This window comes from Paenibacillus sp. BIC5C1 (assembly GCF_032399705.1).
Taxonomy (GTDB): domain Bacteria; phylum Bacillota; class Bacilli; order Paenibacillales; family Paenibacillaceae; genus Paenibacillus; species Paenibacillus taichungensis_A.
The window spans coordinates 1,444,812-1,464,179 of the sequence record NZ_CP135922.1 but is presented as its reverse complement, the minus strand read 5'-3'; the positions used below and the strand labels follow the sequence as shown (position 1 = coordinate 1,464,179).

Annotated in this window: 20 protein-coding genes; 1 reads left to right on the top strand and 19 read right to left on the bottom strand. The window is 39.4% G+C overall.

The window, feature by feature from the left end:
* Window positions 1-72 precede the first annotated feature (72 nt).
* The 18 genes from RS891_RS06545 to RS891_RS06460 all read right to left on the bottom strand — a co-directional run bounded on the left by RS891_RS06545 (window position 73) and on the right by RS891_RS06460 (window position 18,303).
* Window positions 73-1,410, bottom strand: a complete 1,338-nt coding sequence (locus RS891_RS06545; RefSeq protein ID WP_315794832.1) for a UDP-glucose dehydrogenase family protein — start codon at window positions 1,408-1,410, stop codon at window positions 73-75.
* Between the two features lie 45 nt (window positions 1,411-1,455).
* Entirely contained in the window at window positions 1,456-2,601 is a 1,146-nt protein-coding gene (locus RS891_RS06540) for a hypothetical protein (RefSeq protein WP_315794831.1), read from the bottom strand.
* Between the two features lies 1 nt (window position 2,602).
* Window positions 2,603-3,979, bottom strand: coding sequence for a sugar phosphate nucleotidyltransferase (locus tag RS891_RS06535; protein ID WP_315794830.1), 1,377 nt, complete (start codon window positions 3,977-3,979; stop codon window positions 2,603-2,605).
* Window positions 3,980-4,012: 33 nt separating this feature from the next.
* Window positions 4,013-5,299, bottom strand: a complete 1,287-nt coding sequence (locus tag RS891_RS06530) for a glycosyltransferase family 4 protein (protein WP_315794829.1) — start codon at window positions 5,297-5,299, stop codon at window positions 4,013-4,015.
* Window positions 5,296-5,901: a WcaF family extracellular polysaccharide biosynthesis acetyltransferase gene (locus RS891_RS06525; protein WP_315794828.1), complete on the bottom strand. Its 606-nt coding sequence runs from the start codon at window positions 5,899-5,901 to the stop codon at window positions 5,296-5,298. Before RS891_RS06525 ends, RS891_RS06530 begins: the two co-directional genes overlap by 4 nt.
* Window positions 5,902-5,912: 11 nt before the next feature.
* Complete coding sequence (locus RS891_RS06520; protein WP_315794827.1) at window positions 5,913-7,034, bottom strand: glycosyltransferase family 4 protein; 1,122 nt, start codon at window positions 7,032-7,034, stop codon at window positions 5,913-5,915.
* Window positions 7,035-7,046: 12 nt separating this feature from the next.
* Window positions 7,047-8,240, bottom strand: coding sequence for an O-antigen ligase family protein (locus RS891_RS06515; protein ID WP_315794826.1), 1,194 nt, complete (start codon window positions 8,238-8,240; stop codon window positions 7,047-7,049).
* Between the two features lie 51 nt (window positions 8,241-8,291).
* Window positions 8,292-9,227, bottom strand: coding sequence for a glycosyltransferase family 8 protein (locus RS891_RS06510; protein WP_315796203.1), 936 nt, complete (start codon window positions 9,225-9,227; stop codon window positions 8,292-8,294).
* Window positions 9,228-9,265: 38 nt separating this feature from the next.
* A complete protein-coding gene (locus tag RS891_RS06505) occupies window positions 9,266-10,690 on the bottom strand; it encodes an oligosaccharide flippase family protein (RefSeq protein ID WP_315794825.1) in 1,425 nt (474 codons plus the stop codon).
* A 7-nt stretch (window positions 10,691-10,697) separates the two neighbouring features.
* Window positions 10,698-11,678 (bottom strand): GDP-mannose 4,6-dehydratase, encoded by a 981-nt coding sequence (gene gmd, locus RS891_RS06500; RefSeq protein WP_315794824.1) that lies wholly within the window; start codon window positions 11,676-11,678, stop codon window positions 10,698-10,700.
* A gap of 27 nt (window positions 11,679-11,705) precedes the next feature.
* Window positions 11,706-12,644, bottom strand: a complete 939-nt coding sequence (locus RS891_RS06495; protein ID WP_315794823.1) for a GDP-L-fucose synthase family protein — start codon at window positions 12,642-12,644, stop codon at window positions 11,706-11,708.
* An 11-nt stretch (window positions 12,645-12,655) separates the two neighbouring features.
* Window positions 12,656-13,624 (bottom strand): NAD-dependent epimerase/dehydratase family protein, encoded by a 969-nt coding sequence (locus tag RS891_RS06490; protein ID WP_315794822.1) that lies wholly within the window; start codon window positions 13,622-13,624, stop codon window positions 12,656-12,658.
* A gap of 33 nt (window positions 13,625-13,657) precedes the next feature.
* Window positions 13,658-14,326: a sugar transferase gene (locus RS891_RS06485; RefSeq protein WP_315794821.1), complete on the bottom strand. Its 669-nt coding sequence runs from the start codon at window positions 14,324-14,326 to the stop codon at window positions 13,658-13,660.
* Window positions 14,323-15,231, bottom strand: a complete 909-nt coding sequence (galU, locus tag RS891_RS06480; RefSeq protein WP_064640125.1) for a UTP--glucose-1-phosphate uridylyltransferase GalU — start codon at window positions 15,229-15,231, stop codon at window positions 14,323-14,325. The genes RS891_RS06485 and galU overlap by 4 nt, the downstream gene beginning before the upstream one ends.
* Before the next feature lie 246 nt (window positions 15,232-15,477).
* Window positions 15,478-16,158, bottom strand: a complete 681-nt coding sequence (locus RS891_RS06475) for a CpsD/CapB family tyrosine-protein kinase (protein ID WP_315794820.1) — start codon at window positions 16,156-16,158, stop codon at window positions 15,478-15,480.
* A complete protein-coding gene (locus tag RS891_RS06470) occupies window positions 16,139-16,891 on the bottom strand; it encodes a YveK family protein (protein WP_315794819.1) in 753 nt (250 codons plus the stop codon). Before RS891_RS06470 ends, RS891_RS06475 begins: the two co-directional genes overlap by 20 nt.
* Window positions 16,892-16,958: 67 nt before the next feature.
* A complete protein-coding gene (locus RS891_RS06465) occupies window positions 16,959-17,717 on the bottom strand; it encodes a tyrosine-protein phosphatase (RefSeq protein ID WP_315794818.1) in 759 nt (252 codons plus the stop codon).
* 151 nt (window positions 17,718-17,868) lie between these two features.
* Complete coding sequence (locus RS891_RS06460) at window positions 17,869-18,303, bottom strand: hypothetical protein (RefSeq protein ID WP_113051795.1); 435 nt, start codon at window positions 18,301-18,303, stop codon at window positions 17,869-17,871.
* 332 nt (window positions 18,304-18,635) lie between these two features.
* Between RS891_RS06460 and RS891_RS06455 the strand changes: the two genes are divergently transcribed.
* Complete coding sequence (locus tag RS891_RS06455) at window positions 18,636-19,004, top strand: helix-turn-helix domain-containing protein (RefSeq protein ID WP_113051794.1); 369 nt, start codon at window positions 18,636-18,638, stop codon at window positions 19,002-19,004.
* A gap of 101 nt (window positions 19,005-19,105) precedes the next feature.
* On the opposite strand, the gene RS891_RS06450 is transcribed toward RS891_RS06455, so the two are convergent.
* Complete coding sequence (locus tag RS891_RS06450; RefSeq protein WP_157258495.1) at window positions 19,106-19,261, bottom strand: hypothetical protein; 156 nt, start codon at window positions 19,259-19,261, stop codon at window positions 19,106-19,108.
* Window positions 19,262-19,368: the final 107 nt, after the last annotated feature.

Below are 19,368 nucleotides of genomic sequence, written 5' to 3'. Positions count from 1 at the left end.
ACCACCCGAATGCTTTTTTTTTTGCAATCGAACCATTTCCGGCTCTTGATATACGAAATTAAAAAAATTTTGTTAGTTTGCTAATGAAACTGTATCTGATACTATCTTGGTCAAATTAGGACGCCCCACAGAATAATACTCAAAAGAAGAATCTAATATTTGTTCAGCACTGTATGAATTCCGACCATCCACCAAAATGGGTTGATTCATTACGTTAGCCAAATCATTCAGAGGAATCTCCGAAAATTCAGCCCACTCTGTCAACAGACAAAGTGCATCACATCCTGTTGCAGCTTGAATTGCACTTTCAGACCATTGAATCAATGGTATATCCGTAATTTCTCTTCTGAAATTGTCCATTGCAATAGGATCGTAAACTTGGACTATCGCGCCTAATTCAAGGAGCTTATGAATAATTTCAATAGCTGGAGCATCTCTTACATCATCTGTATTGGGTTTGAAAGCCAGCCCCCAGATTCCAATACGTATCCCATGCAGAGAGCCAAGCGCTTCATGTAGCTTCTCGATTATGTTTAACCTTTGTTTCGTATTTACTTCCACAACGGATTGAAGCAACTTAAAGTCATATTTAACACTATTGGCGATATGAATGAGCGCCTGTGTATCTTTTGGAAAGCATGACCCACCATAACCTATTCCAGCTTGTAAGAAAGAGGCACCAATTCGCTTATCATATCCCATGCCTTCAGCTACTCGTGTGACATCCGCTCCCACCTTTTCACAAATGTTGGCAATTTCATTAATGAATGAGATTTTAGTGGATAGGAAGGCATTCGAAGCATACTTAATCATCTCGGCTGATCGAACATCCGTTAAAATAATGTTAGATGTCAGTTCACTATGCAGCGAAGATAATTTCTCAAAAGCATCTTTACTGGCAGAACCAATAACAATTCGATCTGGATTAAGCGTATCTTGCACTGCAGAACCTTCTCTTAAAAATTCAGGTACAGAAGCTACCGCAAAAGGATACTTACTGTATCTACTTACAATTCCCTCAACCTGCTCATTTGTCCCTACAGGTACTGTGCTCTTGGTTACGATAATTTTGTAACCATTCATTGAAAGTGCGATATCCTCAGCAGCTTGGTGGATAAATGCAAGATTAGCTTCACCACTGGGAAGTGGAGGAGTTCCAACCGCAATGATAATAATATCTGCTTGCTGTACAGCGTTGGTTAAATCCGTAGTGAAGGTTAAACGGCCCGCCAATTTATTTTTTGCAATAAGTTCTTCCAGCCCTGGTTCATAAATTGGGACTAAGCCCTCGTTTAACATTTCAATCTTATTTTCCAATTTATCCACACAGATTACTTCATTACCAAGTTCCGAAAAACAAACACCAGATACCAGACCTACATACCCTGTACCGATCACTGTCAATTTCATATTGTCCATCCTCCATCAACTTTTTTATTTATATAAATATACTAATCACGTTGTTATGCGAAAATTAAATAAATCCTCAATGAATTCAGCAATAACATTTACTCCAGATCGTCTATCCTCAGAATAAAAAGATTTATGATTTTCTATTTCATCATTCTCGGAATCGGAAGATATAATCATTCCCTCAAAAAAATTAGGATCTTCCATATCCCGAAGCTCACCCCACTGAATAGTGACTGTTTTCGTAGCATGCCAGGCTGCAGTAATGTTTTTGCGATCTTCAGGAATATTCCCCCTCTCCAATAAAACCAGTGGTTTATGGGAAACAACGGCTTCACTGATTGTGCTCCAGCCGGGTTTTGTAACTACAATATCTGATGCAGCAACAAAATTTTGTGTTTCTGTATAATTCTTTTCGATATTGAAGATGTTCCGACCGGAAATTTCCATATTGCATGAGACAATAAAGACAAATTTTTCATGCTTGAGCAGCTTCATTTTGGAAATATCTGAGAGCTCAACACCCATGCCTATTGCGAAAAAAATAATCGTTTTATTATGGAAGGGGTCAAGCTGTGAGCGAATACGCTTCTTTTCCGTCGAGTCTACTCTCCGGCAGTAAAAATCTGCAGCGATACCACCGCGGGCTCCCCAATCCGGCTCAGTTTTTCCACCAGGAAGCCTCACAAAATAGTCCATACAGCGATAGGATTGTTCCAACAACTGTATTAGTTCGGGAGTTAGCGCTTCCTCATATGCTGTATACCAAGTAAAATTGGAAATACCGACAGAAATAACATTTAATTGCGATGCAGCTAAAAAAGGAATTGGAGAGATGTCGGATAAAACCATGTCTGGCTTTTGTAAAACCAAAAAAGCCCTTTCCATGGAAACCATACTCGAAAAGGAATAATGATAATTCATATATCTCTCATGAAGTAGACATGATGACAGATCTATACTCCCCGATTCATGGACGTATCCTAAATCAAGGGCTTGTTCTCTAAAGTTGATTCGTTTATCATACTGTAAAGATTCCCTAATAAAAGGTAATACTTTTCCAGAACAAATTGTTATTTGACTTATATTATACTTAGGTCGAAGCAGCTCCCTAATCAGGGCTATGCTTCTTGTCGCATGTCCGTAACCATAATCAGTAACATAAAAAATCAAATTCAGGCTGGATTTCATATTAGATTTTCACACAATGTTGTTCAATTTCTTCCCAATCTGTATATAACTCAACCAAATCATTCTCCATAATTAAAGGTCCTGATTGAACAACAATAAATTCCACGTCCGTTATTGCTTTTAGACCATGCATAGTCATAGCTGGAATATGGAGTACATTCCCTGCCTTGATGCTCATTCGGTTACCGTTGTGAATAAACTCAGCGCTTCCCCTAACAATTGTCCATACTTCCTGACAGCTACGACTTAGGCAATAACTTAAATTTTTCCCCGAAATCACATGCAGCCTTTTGGTAGTCACCTGATTCCCGTCTTCATACTGTTGCACGTCCAGCGTTTTGCACCAGCCCCATTGACGTTCTTCATATTTAGGCCCTGTATTAAAATTAATAGTTTCTTTAATCCTGGGACTTGCACTCTTGTCTGTAACCAAAATACCATCTGGGCTCGTTGCCACTACAATATCTGATACTCCAAGGACTACAACTGGTATATCCAATTCATTAATCAAATGAGTATTCGTACAATCTAAACTGACAATACCTTTTCCAATTTGCTTGGATCCCATTTCCTCTGTTAACGTATTCCAAGTTCCCAAATCTTTCCAATATCCCTCATAAGGAATAACGATGGTTTCGCGTTCTTTCTCCAGCACCTCATAATCAAAACTTATTTCAGGTAGGTTAGCATATTGTTTAAGAAGCTCTTCATACTGTATTGGCAAGCCCTTTTCTTGCAACTTATTAATGATATAATCCAATTTAAAAGCAAATACACCACAATTCCAAAGAGCTCCATTACTAATTAATAGCTCAGCCTGTTCCTCTGTAGGTTTTTCCTGGAATCGTTGAACCTGAAGAATCTCCAATTCCCCATGAGATTGCCCAGAGGTACCTGGAATAATATAACCATATTTAGAAGATGGATAAGTTGGTTTCACACCTATAAGTCCAATATGAGCTCCACTGTGATTGATTGCCACTTCCAACTGCTGAACAACATTGAAGAAGTGATTTTCCACATATGGATCTACAGGTAAGATGGCTACTACTTCATTGAGCCCGATACTTTTTACTGAATACAGATAGGTTGCGGCAAGTGCAATAGCAGGAAATGTATCCCTTCGTTCGGGTTCTACAATCAAAGGTACTTCTGTACCTACTTGGCTTTGCATCATTTCTATTTGTGATTTACCAGTAGCAATATAGCTTTCAGCACCCAACCCACTTAATTCAAGCTGGCGCCATACACGTTGAACCATGGATACCATTTGCATGTCATCATCTTGGAGTACACGCAAAAATTGTTTTGAACGTGCATCATTGGATAACGGCCAAAGTCGTTTCCCTGATCCGCCTGACAGCAGTACAAGTTTCATTGCGATTCCTCCTTTAATTGTTAGCTCAAGACATTATTCAGATGCCGCATACTCCCTATTCCCAACCACCTGGTGGTCCGTCGTTCTGGATGCGAGTCTGCTAAGCAACACTTTGTACTTCTCCATGGAGGTATTTCGTTTAAGATGTTCTTCCAGATAACCCCTTCCTTCTAGACCCATGTTTCTAAGTTCATCCCGATTTAGCATATATAAGTCTTTCACATGTTTGACAAACATTTCATAACTCTGTGGTTCCATTAAACGCCCACACTTGCTCTCACTGATAATTCGATAACCCTCACTGCCCTGTTCCAATACTCCCAGAACAGGTTTTCCAGCAGCCATCACACCATATATCTTACTAGGAACAGAGACGCCCTTAATCCCCTTCTGGTTAACTACCAAATGCACATCAGCTGCATTCAAAGAATATTTCAGATTTTCCTTCGCTTGAAAAGGAAGAAAGTACACCTGTTTGATACCATGTTGCTCAACATAGTCTTGCATTTTTCGTTTCACAGCACCTTCGCCTATAAACACAAATGCTAGATCCCGATAGCCAGCGAATCTCCCCGTCATATTAATCAAATTCTCCAAGTCGTAATATAACCCAAGGTTACCGGAATACATGATTACAAATTTTCCTTCAAGATGATGTTCTCTCAAAAAATCTGTAACCTTCGGATGGTCTTTGGAAAGTGGTATAATCTCTTGTTCGTCCGTCCAGTTATGAATCACCGAATTATCAGTCACTTTCCTATTATTGAATCTGCGTTCCAGCGTCTCTCTCATATCTTCACCAACGGTCACAACATGATCCGCTAATTTGCAACTTAGCGTATCGACCCATCTAGCCGTATTAGCAATCCATTTCTTTTTACTGTAACCGACTGCTTCAGCTTGTTCCGGATTAAAGTCTTGTATGTTATAGATATGCTTTGTTCTTTTTAATAATTTGCCTATTGTACCAATCACTCCACCTAACACGGGTGGTTGGGAGATGGTGTATATTAAATCCACTTTTTTCTGTTTGAGTAATGCAACAGTTGCCCAAACAAAATAAGCTGAGATATACTTCAGCCTGCTTAATTTATTCTCTTTATTAACTTCAGGAAGATTGATCTTTATAATCTGGATTTGCTCTAATTGATCTAAAATGAAGCGACTTTGTTTTTCATGAATCGTCCCCTCAGTCTGTGCAGCAATTACTGTTATATCAAAATCTTTTTGAAGATAAAGACATAACTCTGTCATAATTTGCCCAGTCGATACTACATCCGGGTAAAAGTAATTAATGACAAATACTATTTTGGGCTTCATTTCATCATCTCACTTTCTAACCGATCAAATGGTATCGTACTTCCAATCTGTTGAGGAAAACGACGCTTTATAAAGACAGCTGGATAGCCTACGTGAATCTCATTTGCAGGAATATTCTTGATCACTGTACTTCGTGCACCCGCAACAGCCATTTCATTAATAATGACACCAGGATATACAAAAACGTCACTTGCGACCCAAGCTCCATCCTTAATTACTATTGGCTTCGTAATCAATCCAAACGAAGGATCATTCAAACGATGACTTCCTGTACAAAGATAAGTATTCTGCGAAATCACACAATGCCTTCCTACAGCGATTTCATCCAAACTGTAAAATTCTGTATTATCCCCAATCCAACTATGATCTCCAATCGTCACTTTCCATGGATAAGTGAACTTGGCGGAAGATCTAATTTTAACACCATGGCCAATTTCAGCCCCGAATCGAGTTAATAACCATCTACGCCACCCGTACATCTGATGAAGGGAAAAGCGAAACACAGTTCCCTGTATCAACCACCATAGCAATACAATGATTCCATTTCTACCACGTGAATATTCCGTTTGCTCATATAAATCAAGCCTGATTTTATTTTCCATTCCTATTAACCTCACAATGCAGCTTTTTTGATTGCAGTTTCAACCGAGCGTGCATAAGAGTTCGGATGCAGCTTGCGCCATAAACTCAGTCCCTGTGAACGTTGAGATTGAATATATTCCTTGTTGCCCATCACCCACTGGAATGCCTCAATCATGTTCCGTTGATCCAATGGATCTATTACAAGTCCATTTTGTTTGTCAGCTATAATATCCTTGGTAGCCCCCGCATATTTGGATGCCAACACAAAGGTATTTGTTGCCAGAGCTTCATTAACAACAAGTCCCCATACCTCAATTAATGAAGGGAAAATTAGACAGTCTGCTTGGGCCAAGTACGTTCCAAGCTGCTCTTTTTGTTTGTAGCCTTCAAATAAAACATGATCAGATAATCCATACTCTTCCACTTTTTTGCGCAGAATCGCTTCGTCCGTCCCACTTCCTACAATTCTGAATTCCCAGTTCTTAGATTCAAGTTTACTCAGTGCCTGCAAGACTTGGAGCAATCCCTTCCGTTCGATCAACTGTCCAATGTAAAGAAATTGTATTCTCGCTTCATTTTGACGCGATGCCTTCCTGCTTTCTTTATAGTGTTGCCGATAATACTTCACATCCACTGTGTTATATCCGATTACAATTTTCTCAGGATCTACACCATAATGTTCCATACACTTAGCTGATTCAGTACCATACGACACAAAAGCATCAGCTCTGCCAAAGAAGAATTTACGTATTGAATTAAAAAGCTTATTTTGAACTCTACTGCTGTGTAATGTACTGCCGTACCAAACAACAAATCTTTTACGGAATATCTTAGCGTACAACATTCCTGTCCAGTACCCAGGTGCCTCATAACCTGTTGTCATAACAACATCCGGATTAAAGCGAATTAGCCTCCAGAATAATCCTGGGTTTAGGTGAATACCCATATCTAATTTTTGCACAAAAATATGGAACCCGCGCATTTGCTCATGTGCGAATTCCATCTCCGAATAATCAATATTCCATTCACGGTTAGATTCCTTTTCCTGTAAAAACCAAACGGTAAAATCAATTGAGTCACTCTGATTGATTTTGTTGTACACAGGAATTCGGTAAGGAGCAATCTGATTGGTGATCAATAATGTCCTTAACATTTATTTTCTCCCCTAAAGAGTAGTTGTTCTCAATGATTTCTCTGTTCTCTTCAGCGCTTCAACTTCATACTTCGGCTGATTGACCAAAGAGCTGTGCACCATAATAAGTGTACCCAGTCCCATATACAAATATTTCTGATCCACGTATGTCCAACTAACCATCAAGCTTACAAATGAAATAATGACAAGTGATAATGAAAGTGAGTAATTAATATCCAACGATTTATCTAACAAGAAACCGAAGTAGGATTTGCAAACCATTAATAGAACAATAATCAGCATAAACCCTAATAGAAGTCCGTTCTCTGCAAGTATCTCTAAAAATAAATTATGAGGATACTCCTTTAGTGTACCGATACCTGCACCTAATATAGGATTTTCATAAAAAATTCTTTCTGCCTGATCATACAAGTTCAAACGAACTGCTGAAGATTCCGAGCCAGCCGTATTTGAGATTCGATCCGTCAAAAATTCAGTGTATTTTTGTACTGCACTTAAATTCAACAAAACAACAAGAATGACTCCAAGGAAAAGCATTAACTTGATATTCACCTTCTTAAGCCCTCTCATCATCAGGAACAAGGTGATCGCAATTGCAAGTATTGGGCCTTTTGAGGCACCAATAATTAAAATGGAAGTGCTCGTGAGCAAAAGAATCAGCGTTGTTGAAAACTTCACTTTTCTTGCCGAGAACAAAATGAGTACAATTAAAAGAGAAGTGGCCCCTAACATAGCCGTAGCAATTGGGTGCACCCCATGATATTTGTACCTACCCACAGGAAATTCATTCGCTGCAAAATCAATAAGAATGAGCACTTGAATTACAAAACTATTAAATATAAAGTACTTATAAAATTTTGTTATGTCGTCTTTTCTTTTAACAAAGGACCGCAGTATATATATCATGCCTACTCCCATGACAGTAAATTTCAAAAATTTCACTAATCCAGCCATGGGTTGCGGAGTGTACAGCAGACTGAAACTCATTACTATAAGAACTAGATAAACGACTGCGTCATATTTAAAAAGAGCCAGCTTTTCTTTTTTTATCAGCATATTATAAACAACCATGACATAAAGGACGGCATAAATTAAGAGTGTGATATCTAATAGCCCACCACCCTCTCCCTTTTTGTAAAAGAAACCCAATGGAGCCATGGTGGCAACAAATAACTGCAGATTGATATTTTTCAAGTATGTGGACATGCAAATATTCCCCTTTTGTTCAGTGTCTTTCATTGAACCAAGGATCACTTATCATTTGGCTACATCTTCGTATACCATTTTATTTTTTTTGATTTGCAGATTCTTGCGAATACGGACCAATAATGGCGCAGGAAGAGTCATTATGATCCACTTTTTCAATTGGTTTTTGAGGTTTTTACCTTGAGGAACAAAATCGTTCCATTCTGTCATTTTAAGATATCTGTAATACTCCGCTTTAAACGGATGAATATTTGTATATTGCCAAGGCTTTGAAGAAGTTGTGAAATGGATAATAGCAGGTCTCTTTAATGCTTCATGCCATTCTTCTTGAGAAAATGATGATTCATTCAATTTCATACTAAAAAATTTGGTTTGTTGATTCCACTTGGGCGCAACAGATAGCCACTTATCATAAAGTACAGAATTGAACCCATCTTGGTCATGTAGTGCTGTCTTATGAGAATTACTCACTAGAAATTCCATGACTTTTTCCGAGATATTGTTTTCTCTCCACGCCTTAAGATTAAGAAGCATTACACCCGAATTGAATGTACGGGAGCCTACTGGAATACGTAGTTGGTCAAAACGATTAAAATCAGGATTTTCTACGGCAGCAAGGTGGTAATCCTTAATATCCACATTCCAAAAATCAGAGATATCCTCCTGTATTACCAAGTCACAATCCAGAAAGATGACTTTCTCCTCCGGTATAAGTTCAGGAATAGAAATTTTGTAATACGCTGCATGACTCATGTGATTTTTGACAGACAAGTGGGCAAACTTTTTTGTATCAATATCCAGAAATACGCAAACAGACTGGTAACGCTCAAAAATACGTTTTAATTTTTCATGATTTTCGGGTTTGAGTCCGTTGCTGATCAGATACGTTTTTAAAGGCTGACTTGATTTTTTATTTTCAAATAATGAAGTCAGCGTTACCCCCAGATGCTGAGCATAATTATCATCTGTAACAATAACCGCAATCATGTTGTCCAATACCATCACTCCACTTCAACATTATCCGATTAGCCATTCAATTTCTGCCTAAGCTTCCTAAAGGTTGCAAAACTCAAAAGTTCATCTCGGTAAGTCCGGTTAAACAACAAAGATATGAACCACAACAATACACCCAACATGAGGCCCACAAAGATATTTCTTATCTCCAAACCGTATTTAAATAATAAGAGCATAACGAGCATGATAAACGATGCTACAATATTAGGAATGTACTGAATTCTTGGCATGGTATAACTGAACACCTTCTTTAAATAGTGACGACAGACTATAAAGTCAATAATGGCACAGAACGATGTTGATATTGCAGCACCTTCAATGCCAATCCAAGGTACGAGAGCCAGGTTAAGGACAATGTTTGTAATGCCTGAGTAGGTAGAAGCGATAAACGAAAGTCTTGCATGATCCATGGCTACAAGAACCTTGCTGTACAGCTCCTGTATTGACCGAAATATTGCACAAACTGCCAATATAGCAAGAACCCATTTCCCCTCGGCAAACGTATTGTTGAATAACCTCATAATATCCTCGGAATAGATTAAGCTCCCAAAAAATACTGGAATAGGAAATAGTAAATACATATAAACCTTTTTATTAAGGTAATTTTTTAGTTGATCCAGTTTATTATTCGCTGCCCATTCGCTGAAGTAAGGAAAATAAGCGGTTGCCAATGTTTTATTAACAATTAATATCCCGCTAGCAATCTGCCAGGCTAATTGATAAATTCCCACCAATTCTTTGGTAAGGAAAAAACCAATCATCCATACATCGATCCAACTAAATGTCAAAGTCCTAACTTCCATTACAGCATTATATTTTGTAAGAGAATACAATTGACTGAAAGCATGTTTGGTAGGACGTTCAAGCTTTACTTTTTTCAATGCTATAAGCGAATATAATGAAGCAACGATTTCTCCAACAATTATTGCTGAAAATAGTACACGAATATCCCCTATCCATATCAAAACAATCATTGAGAACACACGAGGTACCACTTCTTTAATGAACATAATTCTTGAGTACGCAACAATATTTTTCTGAGCTTTAATCAAAATCGAAAGTAGATTTCCAAAATTAGCAATTACGATACACAACATCAAGTAATATGCAGCATTATCCACACCAATATAACCATTGAGAAATGATCTAAATACAAAGGTTGCCAGTAATGAGAGTAACAACAACCCCGTATTTATTAAGATCGTAACCGAGATAATCTGACCTTCATCTTTGCGAATCTCACTGATTCTTTTCTCCAGTGCATAGAACAATCCCAACTTGCAGGTGAATTGTCCTATACCGTATATCGAGAAAAATAAAGTGTAAATCCCCAAAAAGTGTGCTCCATAATATTTGGCGATATAGAATGAGAATAAAATAGCAACTACTTTAATCGATACATTACTTCCGAATAAGTGCAATACACCTTTGCCCATACCGCGCCTAAATGTTAACCATCTCTTTAGATTGTGACAATCGAGTCATATCTGCATCAACCATCATGTGCACCAGTTGTTTAAAATTAACCTCAAGTTCCCAACCAAGTACTTGCTTCGCCTTGGAACAGTTACCCAGTAAGAGGTCAACCTCTGCTGGTCTAACAAATTTCTCATCTAAAACAACGTGGTTTCTCCAATCCAAACCTACGTAGGAGAACGCAACCTCTACTAATTCTTCAACGGTGTGGGTTTCACCAGTTGAAATCACAAAATCATCCGGCTGTTCCTGTTGCAACATCAACCACATAGCTTTAACATAATCTCCCGCAAATCCCCAATCGCGCTTTGCATCCAAATTCCCTAGTCGCAACTCCGCGGTCATGCCTAACTTAATACGGGCTACGCCGTCTGTAACTTTACGAGTAACAAATTCAATACCACGACGAGGGGATTCATGATTAAACAATATTCCTGAACATGCGAACATATTATAACTTTCACGATAGTTAACGGTAATCCAATGTCCATATACTTTCGCTACACCATAAGGACTGCGAGGGTAAAACGGTGTTGTTTCTTTTTGGGGCGTCTCAACTACACGACCAAACATCTCACTGCTGGAAGCCTGATAGAATCTGGCATTTGGCTTAATTAAACGGACCGCCTCAAGCATGTTAGTAACGGATAAAGCTGTAATCTGTCCTGTAGCCAGTGGTTGAGGCCAAGACGCTGCCACAAAAGATTGTGCAGCCAGATTATAAACTTCATCCGGATCACTCACCCGTACTGCTTCAATTAAAGAAGCCATGTCGGTAAGATCTCCGGACAACCACTCAATCTGCTCCTTAATGTGCTCAACATTCTCATAATTTGGTGTACTCGTTCTTCTACGCATACCATATACCTTGTATCCTTTATTCAATAGTAATTCGGCAAGATAGGAACCATCTTGACCTGTAATTCCAGTAATCAGAGCTTTTTTCATTAGATTTCCTCCACCCTTATATTTGAGTTACCGCTTAACTAGCGAATCGCTGATATATAATTCATAAATAGAACGTATACCATCTTCCAGTTCAATACGTGCGAACCATCCCAAATCGTTAATTTTAGTAACATCAACCAGTTTACGTGGTGTACCATCTGGTTTAGATGCATCAAATATAATTTCTCCCTCATACCCTACAATTGAACGAATTAACAATGCCAAATCCTTAATAGTAATATCTCTGCCAACGCCTACATTAATAATTTCATCTTCCTCATATTGATCCATTAGAAAGATGCAGGCTTCGGCTAAATCATCCGCGTGAAGAAATTCTCGCAACGGAGACCCACTTCCCCAGACCTCAACAGAAGGCAAGGATTGTGTCCTGGCATCGTGAAATTTCCGCAACAATGCAGGTAATACATGTGATGTAGTCAGATCAAAATTATCATTGGGTCCATACATATTGGTTGGCATCACGGAAATGAAACGAGTACCATATTGCCTGTTATAGGATTGGCACATTGTGATTCCAGCGATCTTAGCAATGGCATAAGCTTTATTGGTTGGTTCAAGCTCACCAGTAAGTAGGTATTCCTCCCTCAATGGCTGAGGGGCCATCTTTGGATAAATACACGTTGATCCGAGAAAAAGTAGCTTTTCAACACCGTATCGATATGAAGCATCAATTACATTTGTTTGAATTAATAAATTATCTCTGATAAAGTCTGCCGGGTAATCGTTATTCGCAACAATTCCACCAACTTTAGCAGCAGCAAGAAAAACAAAATCAGGCTGTTCAGATGCAAAAAACTCATCTACAGCCTGATTGTCACGTAGATCCAATTCTGAACTTGTACGAGTTAGAATCGAAGTATATCCCTGTTCACGTAACGCCCGATCAATTGCAGATCCAACTAGCCCTCTATGACCAGCAATATAAATTTTTTTATCCTTCTCCATATGAGTACCTCTCATTCAAATTGAGTTTCCAACAGTAATTCACGATAATTATCAATCGTAAGCTTTAGTCCCTGATCCAAAGGAACCAGCGGTTCCCACCCAAGCAAATCTCGTGCCTTATCAATCACAGGACGTCTTACTTTGGGATCATCCTCCGGTAAAGGCAGAAATGTAACATTACTGTTCGAGTGTGTTAACTCTTTAACCAAATGTGCCAATTCAAGAATGGTATATTCATTCGGATTTCCAATATTCACAATTTGTCCATTAGCGCTTTCTGAAGCCATAAGTAATTGTAGTCCTCTAATATTGTCATCAACATAACAGAAGGAGCGCGTCTGTGAACCATCACCATAAATCGTAATATCCGTACCTGTTAAAGCTTGTGTTACAAAGTTGGAAATAACACGCCCGTCATCATTCCGTAATCCGGCAGAATAAGTATTAAAAATGCGCGCAACCTTAACTTCAACCTGTTGTTTAGTGAAGTATTCATAACATATAACCTCGCCAAGACGTTTGGCCTCATCATAACAGGCCCTTGGGCCCCAGGTGTTTACATTCCCCCGATAACTCTCAGGCTGCGGGTGAACTTCAGGATCCCCGTATGCCTCACTCGTACTAGCATATACCAGCCTAGCTCCTTTTTTATGAGCAAGTTCTAATAAATTATTAGTTCCTTTTGTATTCACCCAGATTGTACCAAAAGCATCTGCTTGATAGAATTTAGGGGAGGCTGGAGAGGCTAGATGATACACTTCATCAACATTTTGTTGGTTGAATATGTCAAGTGAACTGGCCTGAGTTACATCTGCTTGATGAAAGTGAAAGAGAGGGCTCTTAATCACCTCTTGTAGATTTTGAAAAACACCTGTAGATAAGTTGTCTATCCCCGTTACTTGATTTTCTTGTTGAACAAGCGATCTGACGAGATGCGAGCCAAGAAAGCCAGCTGCTCCAGTAACCACTATATGTTTCAATTAAGATCACTCTCCAAATGTAATTGAGGCTAACTAGAATGTATTACTCTTTACCATTACAACAACAGTTTTGAACAGAATTTTAATATCCATTAGAATAGAGACATTTGAAATATAGTGAAAATCGTACTGTAAGTTATGATGTATAGGGTCCTTTCTCACATCACTTACTTGCCACAAACCAGTGATCCCTGGCTTTACCAAAAATCTTCTGCGTTCCAGATCGGTATAGCTTTCTTCTACAATTCTTTTTTGTTCAGGCCTTGGACCCACAAAGCTCATATCCCCTTTGATGATGTTAATCAGTTGTGGTAACTCATCCAAGCTAGTCTTACGAAGTAATCTACCTAGCCGTGTAATTCTAGGGTCATTACTTGTCGTTGGAGAGGCACTGTACTTCGGAGCATCCGTACGCATTGTTCTAAATTTATAAATATTAAATTTGACTCCATTTTTCCCGTAACGTTCTTGCCTGAATATCACAGGTCCTTTAGAATCAAGTTTAATCATAATCGCTGCTACAAGCATGACTGGTGAAGTAATTAATACCAGCACTGCCGCTATAATAAAATCGATGAAAGGTTTCATCAATTCAGTATACCCACCAACACGTTGCGAGTAAGGCTGCTCAAGCACTGCCGCCGTTCCCTCTTTGGCTATGGCTTCTCCACTCCCAAAGTATTCCGGTCCTGAAAGTTTCACAGACTATCCCCTCCAGCTACAAGCATTTGGTTCAATTGTTCTTTCATCAAAATCTCTTCAATCGCCATCAGGACAGGCGCACGCAATTCTTTATTTTTAAGAGCAAAATCAAGTGTGGTCAAAATATAGCCCAGCTTCTCACCCACATCAAATCGTGAACCTTCAAAATCATATGCACTTATACCTTCATCCCGATTTAACATTTGCAGCGCATCCGTGAGTTGAATCTCACCACCCGCGCCCACATTTTGTTCTTCCAGATACTCAAATACTTTAGGTGTCAAAATGTAACGCCCCATAATAGCCAAGTTAGAAGGTGCTGTACCCAACGGGGGTTTCTCAATCATACTGTTTACAGAGGATAAACGTCCCTCTGTATGCAGGGGATCAATAATTCCATAGCGATAGGTTTCACTTGGACTTACTGTTTTCACTCCGAGTACAGACTGGTTGACCTTCTCATATTGCTGAATGAGTTGCTTTGTACACGGCACATCAGAAACCACAATATCATCACCAAGCAATACAGCAAACGGTTCATTGCCAATAAAGTTTCGAGCACACCACACTGCATGCCCAAGTCCTAATGCTTCCTTCTGCCTTATGTAATGAATATCAACGTTGGAGGACTTCCGGACTTCTTCCAGTAAGCTGAGCTTTCCTTTTTCGAGCAGATTTTGCTCTAGTTCAAACGCGCTGTCAAAATGATCTTCAATCGCACGTTTTCCCTTGCCCGTTACAATAATAATGTCCTCGATTCCGGAAGCTACAGCTTCTTCAACGATGTATTGAATGGTCGGTTTATCCACAATAGGGAGCATTTCTTTAGGCATTGCCTTTGTAGCGGGTAAAAATCGGGTTCCCAAACCGGCTGCGGGAATGATTGCTTTCCTCACTCTAGTCATAAATACCACCCTATCCATTATTTTTTTATGTTTAAAAGCATGAGTTGGATCATTTATTAAAATCAATGAAATCATGAAATAAATTGATGCAATTCTTACTTTTAATTTCATAAAAGGGCATTAAACCCAACCTCACATCACACCCTTGACGATATACGTCTAAGGTACACTACCCACAGTGTGACCGAGTGCCTACCTTGATAAAGGTATAGTAGACATGACCTCCAAACTAATTGCCAGATACGACTAACTTTCTCCGTAATGTGCAGCTCTGTTCTTGGATAACTGAAAGTTATTTAGAACTGCTCCTAATATTCTTGCATTAACATGTTCTAGATGGGCCTTTGCTTTCTTAACCACATCCTTTTTCACTTTTCCTGAATTCACAACAAGTATCACGCCATCACACAAAGAACTTATGATTAGCGCATCTGTCACAGACAAAACAGGTGGGGTATCAAACAGAATCACGTCATATTGTTGTTTTAATTCTTCTAATATCAAAGTCATTTTACGAGAGCCAATCATTTCAGAAGGATTAGGTGGAATCGCCCCAGAAGTCAACACATGCAGCCCTTCTATAAAAGTCTCCCTAAGTACTTCTTTTACAGAATACTGATTAGAAATCACACTTGTGAGCCCTACATGGTTTGGAACATTAAACATTCGGTGGACTGTCGGCTTACGCAGATCAGTATCCATTAGTAAAACTTTTTTTCCCTCCTGAGCATACGTAACAGCCAAGTTACCAATCGTGGTGGTCTTTCCTTCTCCAGAAACAGCTGAAGCAATCATTATGGTTTGAATTTGACTGTCTATAGATGAAAATTGAATGTTCGTTCTTAACTTACGATACGCTTCAGAATTCGTTGATTTTGGATTCACCATTGTGACTAAATTCATCTTTTCATTGGTTAACCGTGGCATATTGATTTTCACCTACCTGTTGTTGGGATAATATTGTTTGCTTTGAAGAACGAACTTCATCTTTTTTCACTCTGGATATCACTGCTAGCGTAGGTATTCCAAGTTCTCTTTCAATCTCGTCTTCAGTTTTGAGAGTGTCATCCAGATATTCCAAAAGAAATACTAATCCTACAGCCAACAGCAAACCAACAATGAAGCTAATTAACACATTCATCAAAGGGTTATAATTAACCGGTTTTGTATTATCATTAGGGTTGGCTTCACTAAGAATGGTGATATTGTCCACTTTCATAATTACGGGGATTTGTGATTTGAATATTTTTGTTACAGCATTGACTGTCTTAGCTGCTTTTTCAGGAGAAACACCTATCGCGGTTAGATTCATGACCTGGGATTCATTAGCGGTTGATACTTTTATTCTTTCACCCAGTGCTTTGCCCGTTAGGCCAAGGTCAGGATATGTAGTGGCAACTTTATCGAGGATTGCGGATGATTTGATTATTTCCATATAGGAATTGATTACTTTTATATTGGTTTGAATAGAAGCATAGTCAAGATTAGGGACGCCTTGGGCATTGTAGGCCTGGTTGACAATTATCTTGGAACTAGCCTCATAAACAGGTACGGTAAAAAAATAATTTTTAACACCTGCTCCAATACAAGCAACAGCAACGAAAGCAATGATGATCCAAAAACGTTTACGTAAAATTTGCATATACTCTTTTAACTCCATCTTGTATTCCTCCCATTTAGATCAGCAATTATGATGAAGAACGGTGTCTTATATACTATTTAGCCGATTACCAGAACAACAATCTACGCTTCATCATCACAGGTTCTTCCGGCTCTATGATTTGATTGTTCCATACCGAGCACGCATTATTTTGCAAAGTTTGAACTAGACGACTTCCAAATCGGCGTTCAAGCAGGTGATATGCGGCCTTCATTGAAAATGTTCTTTCTTCCATATTGTGGGCGTCTGATGAAATGAAATGAAATCCGTTTTGTTTGCAAAAATGGAAACACCATTTCTGAACTTTTCGCCCGAAAAGTCCCATGACCGATTGAGCCGTGATTTGACATAGAGCACCTTGCCCAACATATTCAACCAATAAATCGGGATTGTTCTGGATTGGACGATTTCGTTCGGGATGAGCAATAATAGGAATGATACCCGCCAACTTAAGTTCTTGGAGTATCCCGGGGAACTGCGAGGGGATATGACCAAAGGGCAATTCCAGCAACATGTAACGACTCCCGGCGAGTGTACAGCACTTTCCTGCGTATAAGTCTGCAAGCAGGTTGTCATGCACTCTGATCTCCTGTCCGGGACGGATCTCCAAGCAAATGTTGCGTTTGCGAAGTTCTGCATGTAGCAGGTCCACTGCCTGATTGACCACGTTGGGTTGATTGTTGTACTGCCCGTTCAGGTGATGCGGAGTAGCAATGATCGAGGTAATTCCTGAGGCTGCCGCTTTCTCAGCCATCGCAATGGACTGTTCCATATGAACAGGGCCATCATCCAGACCGGATAAAATGTGGCAGTGCATTTCAACCATATCCAAACTTCCTCAATGTATGATCCCCCTCGCCCCTTTATTCATTGCGCAAATGCTTTTGGTGTTAAAGAACTAATGCATAACGCTATGAAATATAGTAAAATGGCGTTAAGTACATGCTTGTTCAGAATATGTTTAGAATGTGTTCAACTCATATGGTAAAATCAATGTAATGATAGGTTTTCTGTAAGTCAGGTTGCTCCGATGCCTTTTCATATTGAAACCGGGAAACCGTCGGAAACTGAACTTCTCGAATCATTGTATTTAACTGTCCCGTTATATATAGTGTCTGCTCTTGCTGAATATGCAAACTTGAATGATACAATGTGAGCTCACCGAAGGGTTGTTTCCATTGCAACCTTGCGTGGAGTCGTACACATACATGGCTATCTTCTACATCCAAACCAATCAGCATCTCTGATGATATCGGCAAGTCCAGGTCACTCAGGAAGGTGATCGCTCGCGTGTCCATTCCAAGCAACAGAACGGGGCGTCTTTTGCGGTCTACCAGTTTGCCATGAAACTCCTGAATGTACATATGGACATTTAATTTGAGATCCGCCCATTCCTGAATCATTGAATTCATGGCTTCATTCCTTTAGAATGGATTAGCTTGCAAGAGTTGCCCATACTCCTTCTCACAGGTATATTGGCTAGGCAACGTGGTCATACTTAAAATATCCCAAATGATACATTTTGTAACTCCATACGTCCAATTTACGATACAATTTGTATCATGTCAAGCAGTATTTGGACATGGTTCTTTTGATTTACGACAATATGAGATGTCCTTAGACAGACCTATATACAACTAGGACTACTAAGGCGTTACGATGATGCAGGAAAGCTGCCCTGATCAAACATTTGGCTCAGGATTGTTCTAATATATATTTGATGGCGTTCAGGGGGAAATAGCATATGAGCTACGGAAATCGCATTGCTGAATTAAGGGAACAGCGGGGACTTACTCAAGAAGAACTTGCGAGCTCCATTCATATTACGAGAGCTGCTCTCTCCCACTACGAGAAAAACCGACGAAAACCGGATTTCGAAGTGTTAACGAGACTTGCTGACATCTTTGGCGTATCCATTGATTATCTCATTGGACGGACGAAACAAAGTGATGTCGTAATGGATGAGGACGTAAGGCAGTTCGTGGACGCCCTTGAATTATCGGATAAGGAAGTGCTGGAACGCTTCGGACTGATGATTGATGGCAAACCCTTAACAGAAGAAGAGGCACGTCGTTTTATTGCTTTTGTCCGTATGGAACGCAGTATGGATTAAACCGCAAAGAAGACCCAGTACCGAGAAATACCACTCTCCGGTTGCTGGGCTTTTTTATGTCTTGATTTCCCTCCATCTATTCTATGCTTGTCGATGTGTTGTCAAGCGCGCTTGTTGTTGTCGGAGGATACGAAATGGTTCCAACGCTCCGGGTCGATTCCGCATTGCAGTAAAACTTTCATGATGTCCATCTGGGTTGCTTCGACTGGTTTACCTTTCGGCTTACGATCGCCCCTGTTTGGTTGCTTCATATTCATTCCGCTAACCTCTCTTATCTTTATACTTTCCCTGCACTCCAAAACTAGCCTTATTATACTTGAGAAAGTTCTTCAATGTTGTCGTCTCATGGCGATAGCGTTTTTTG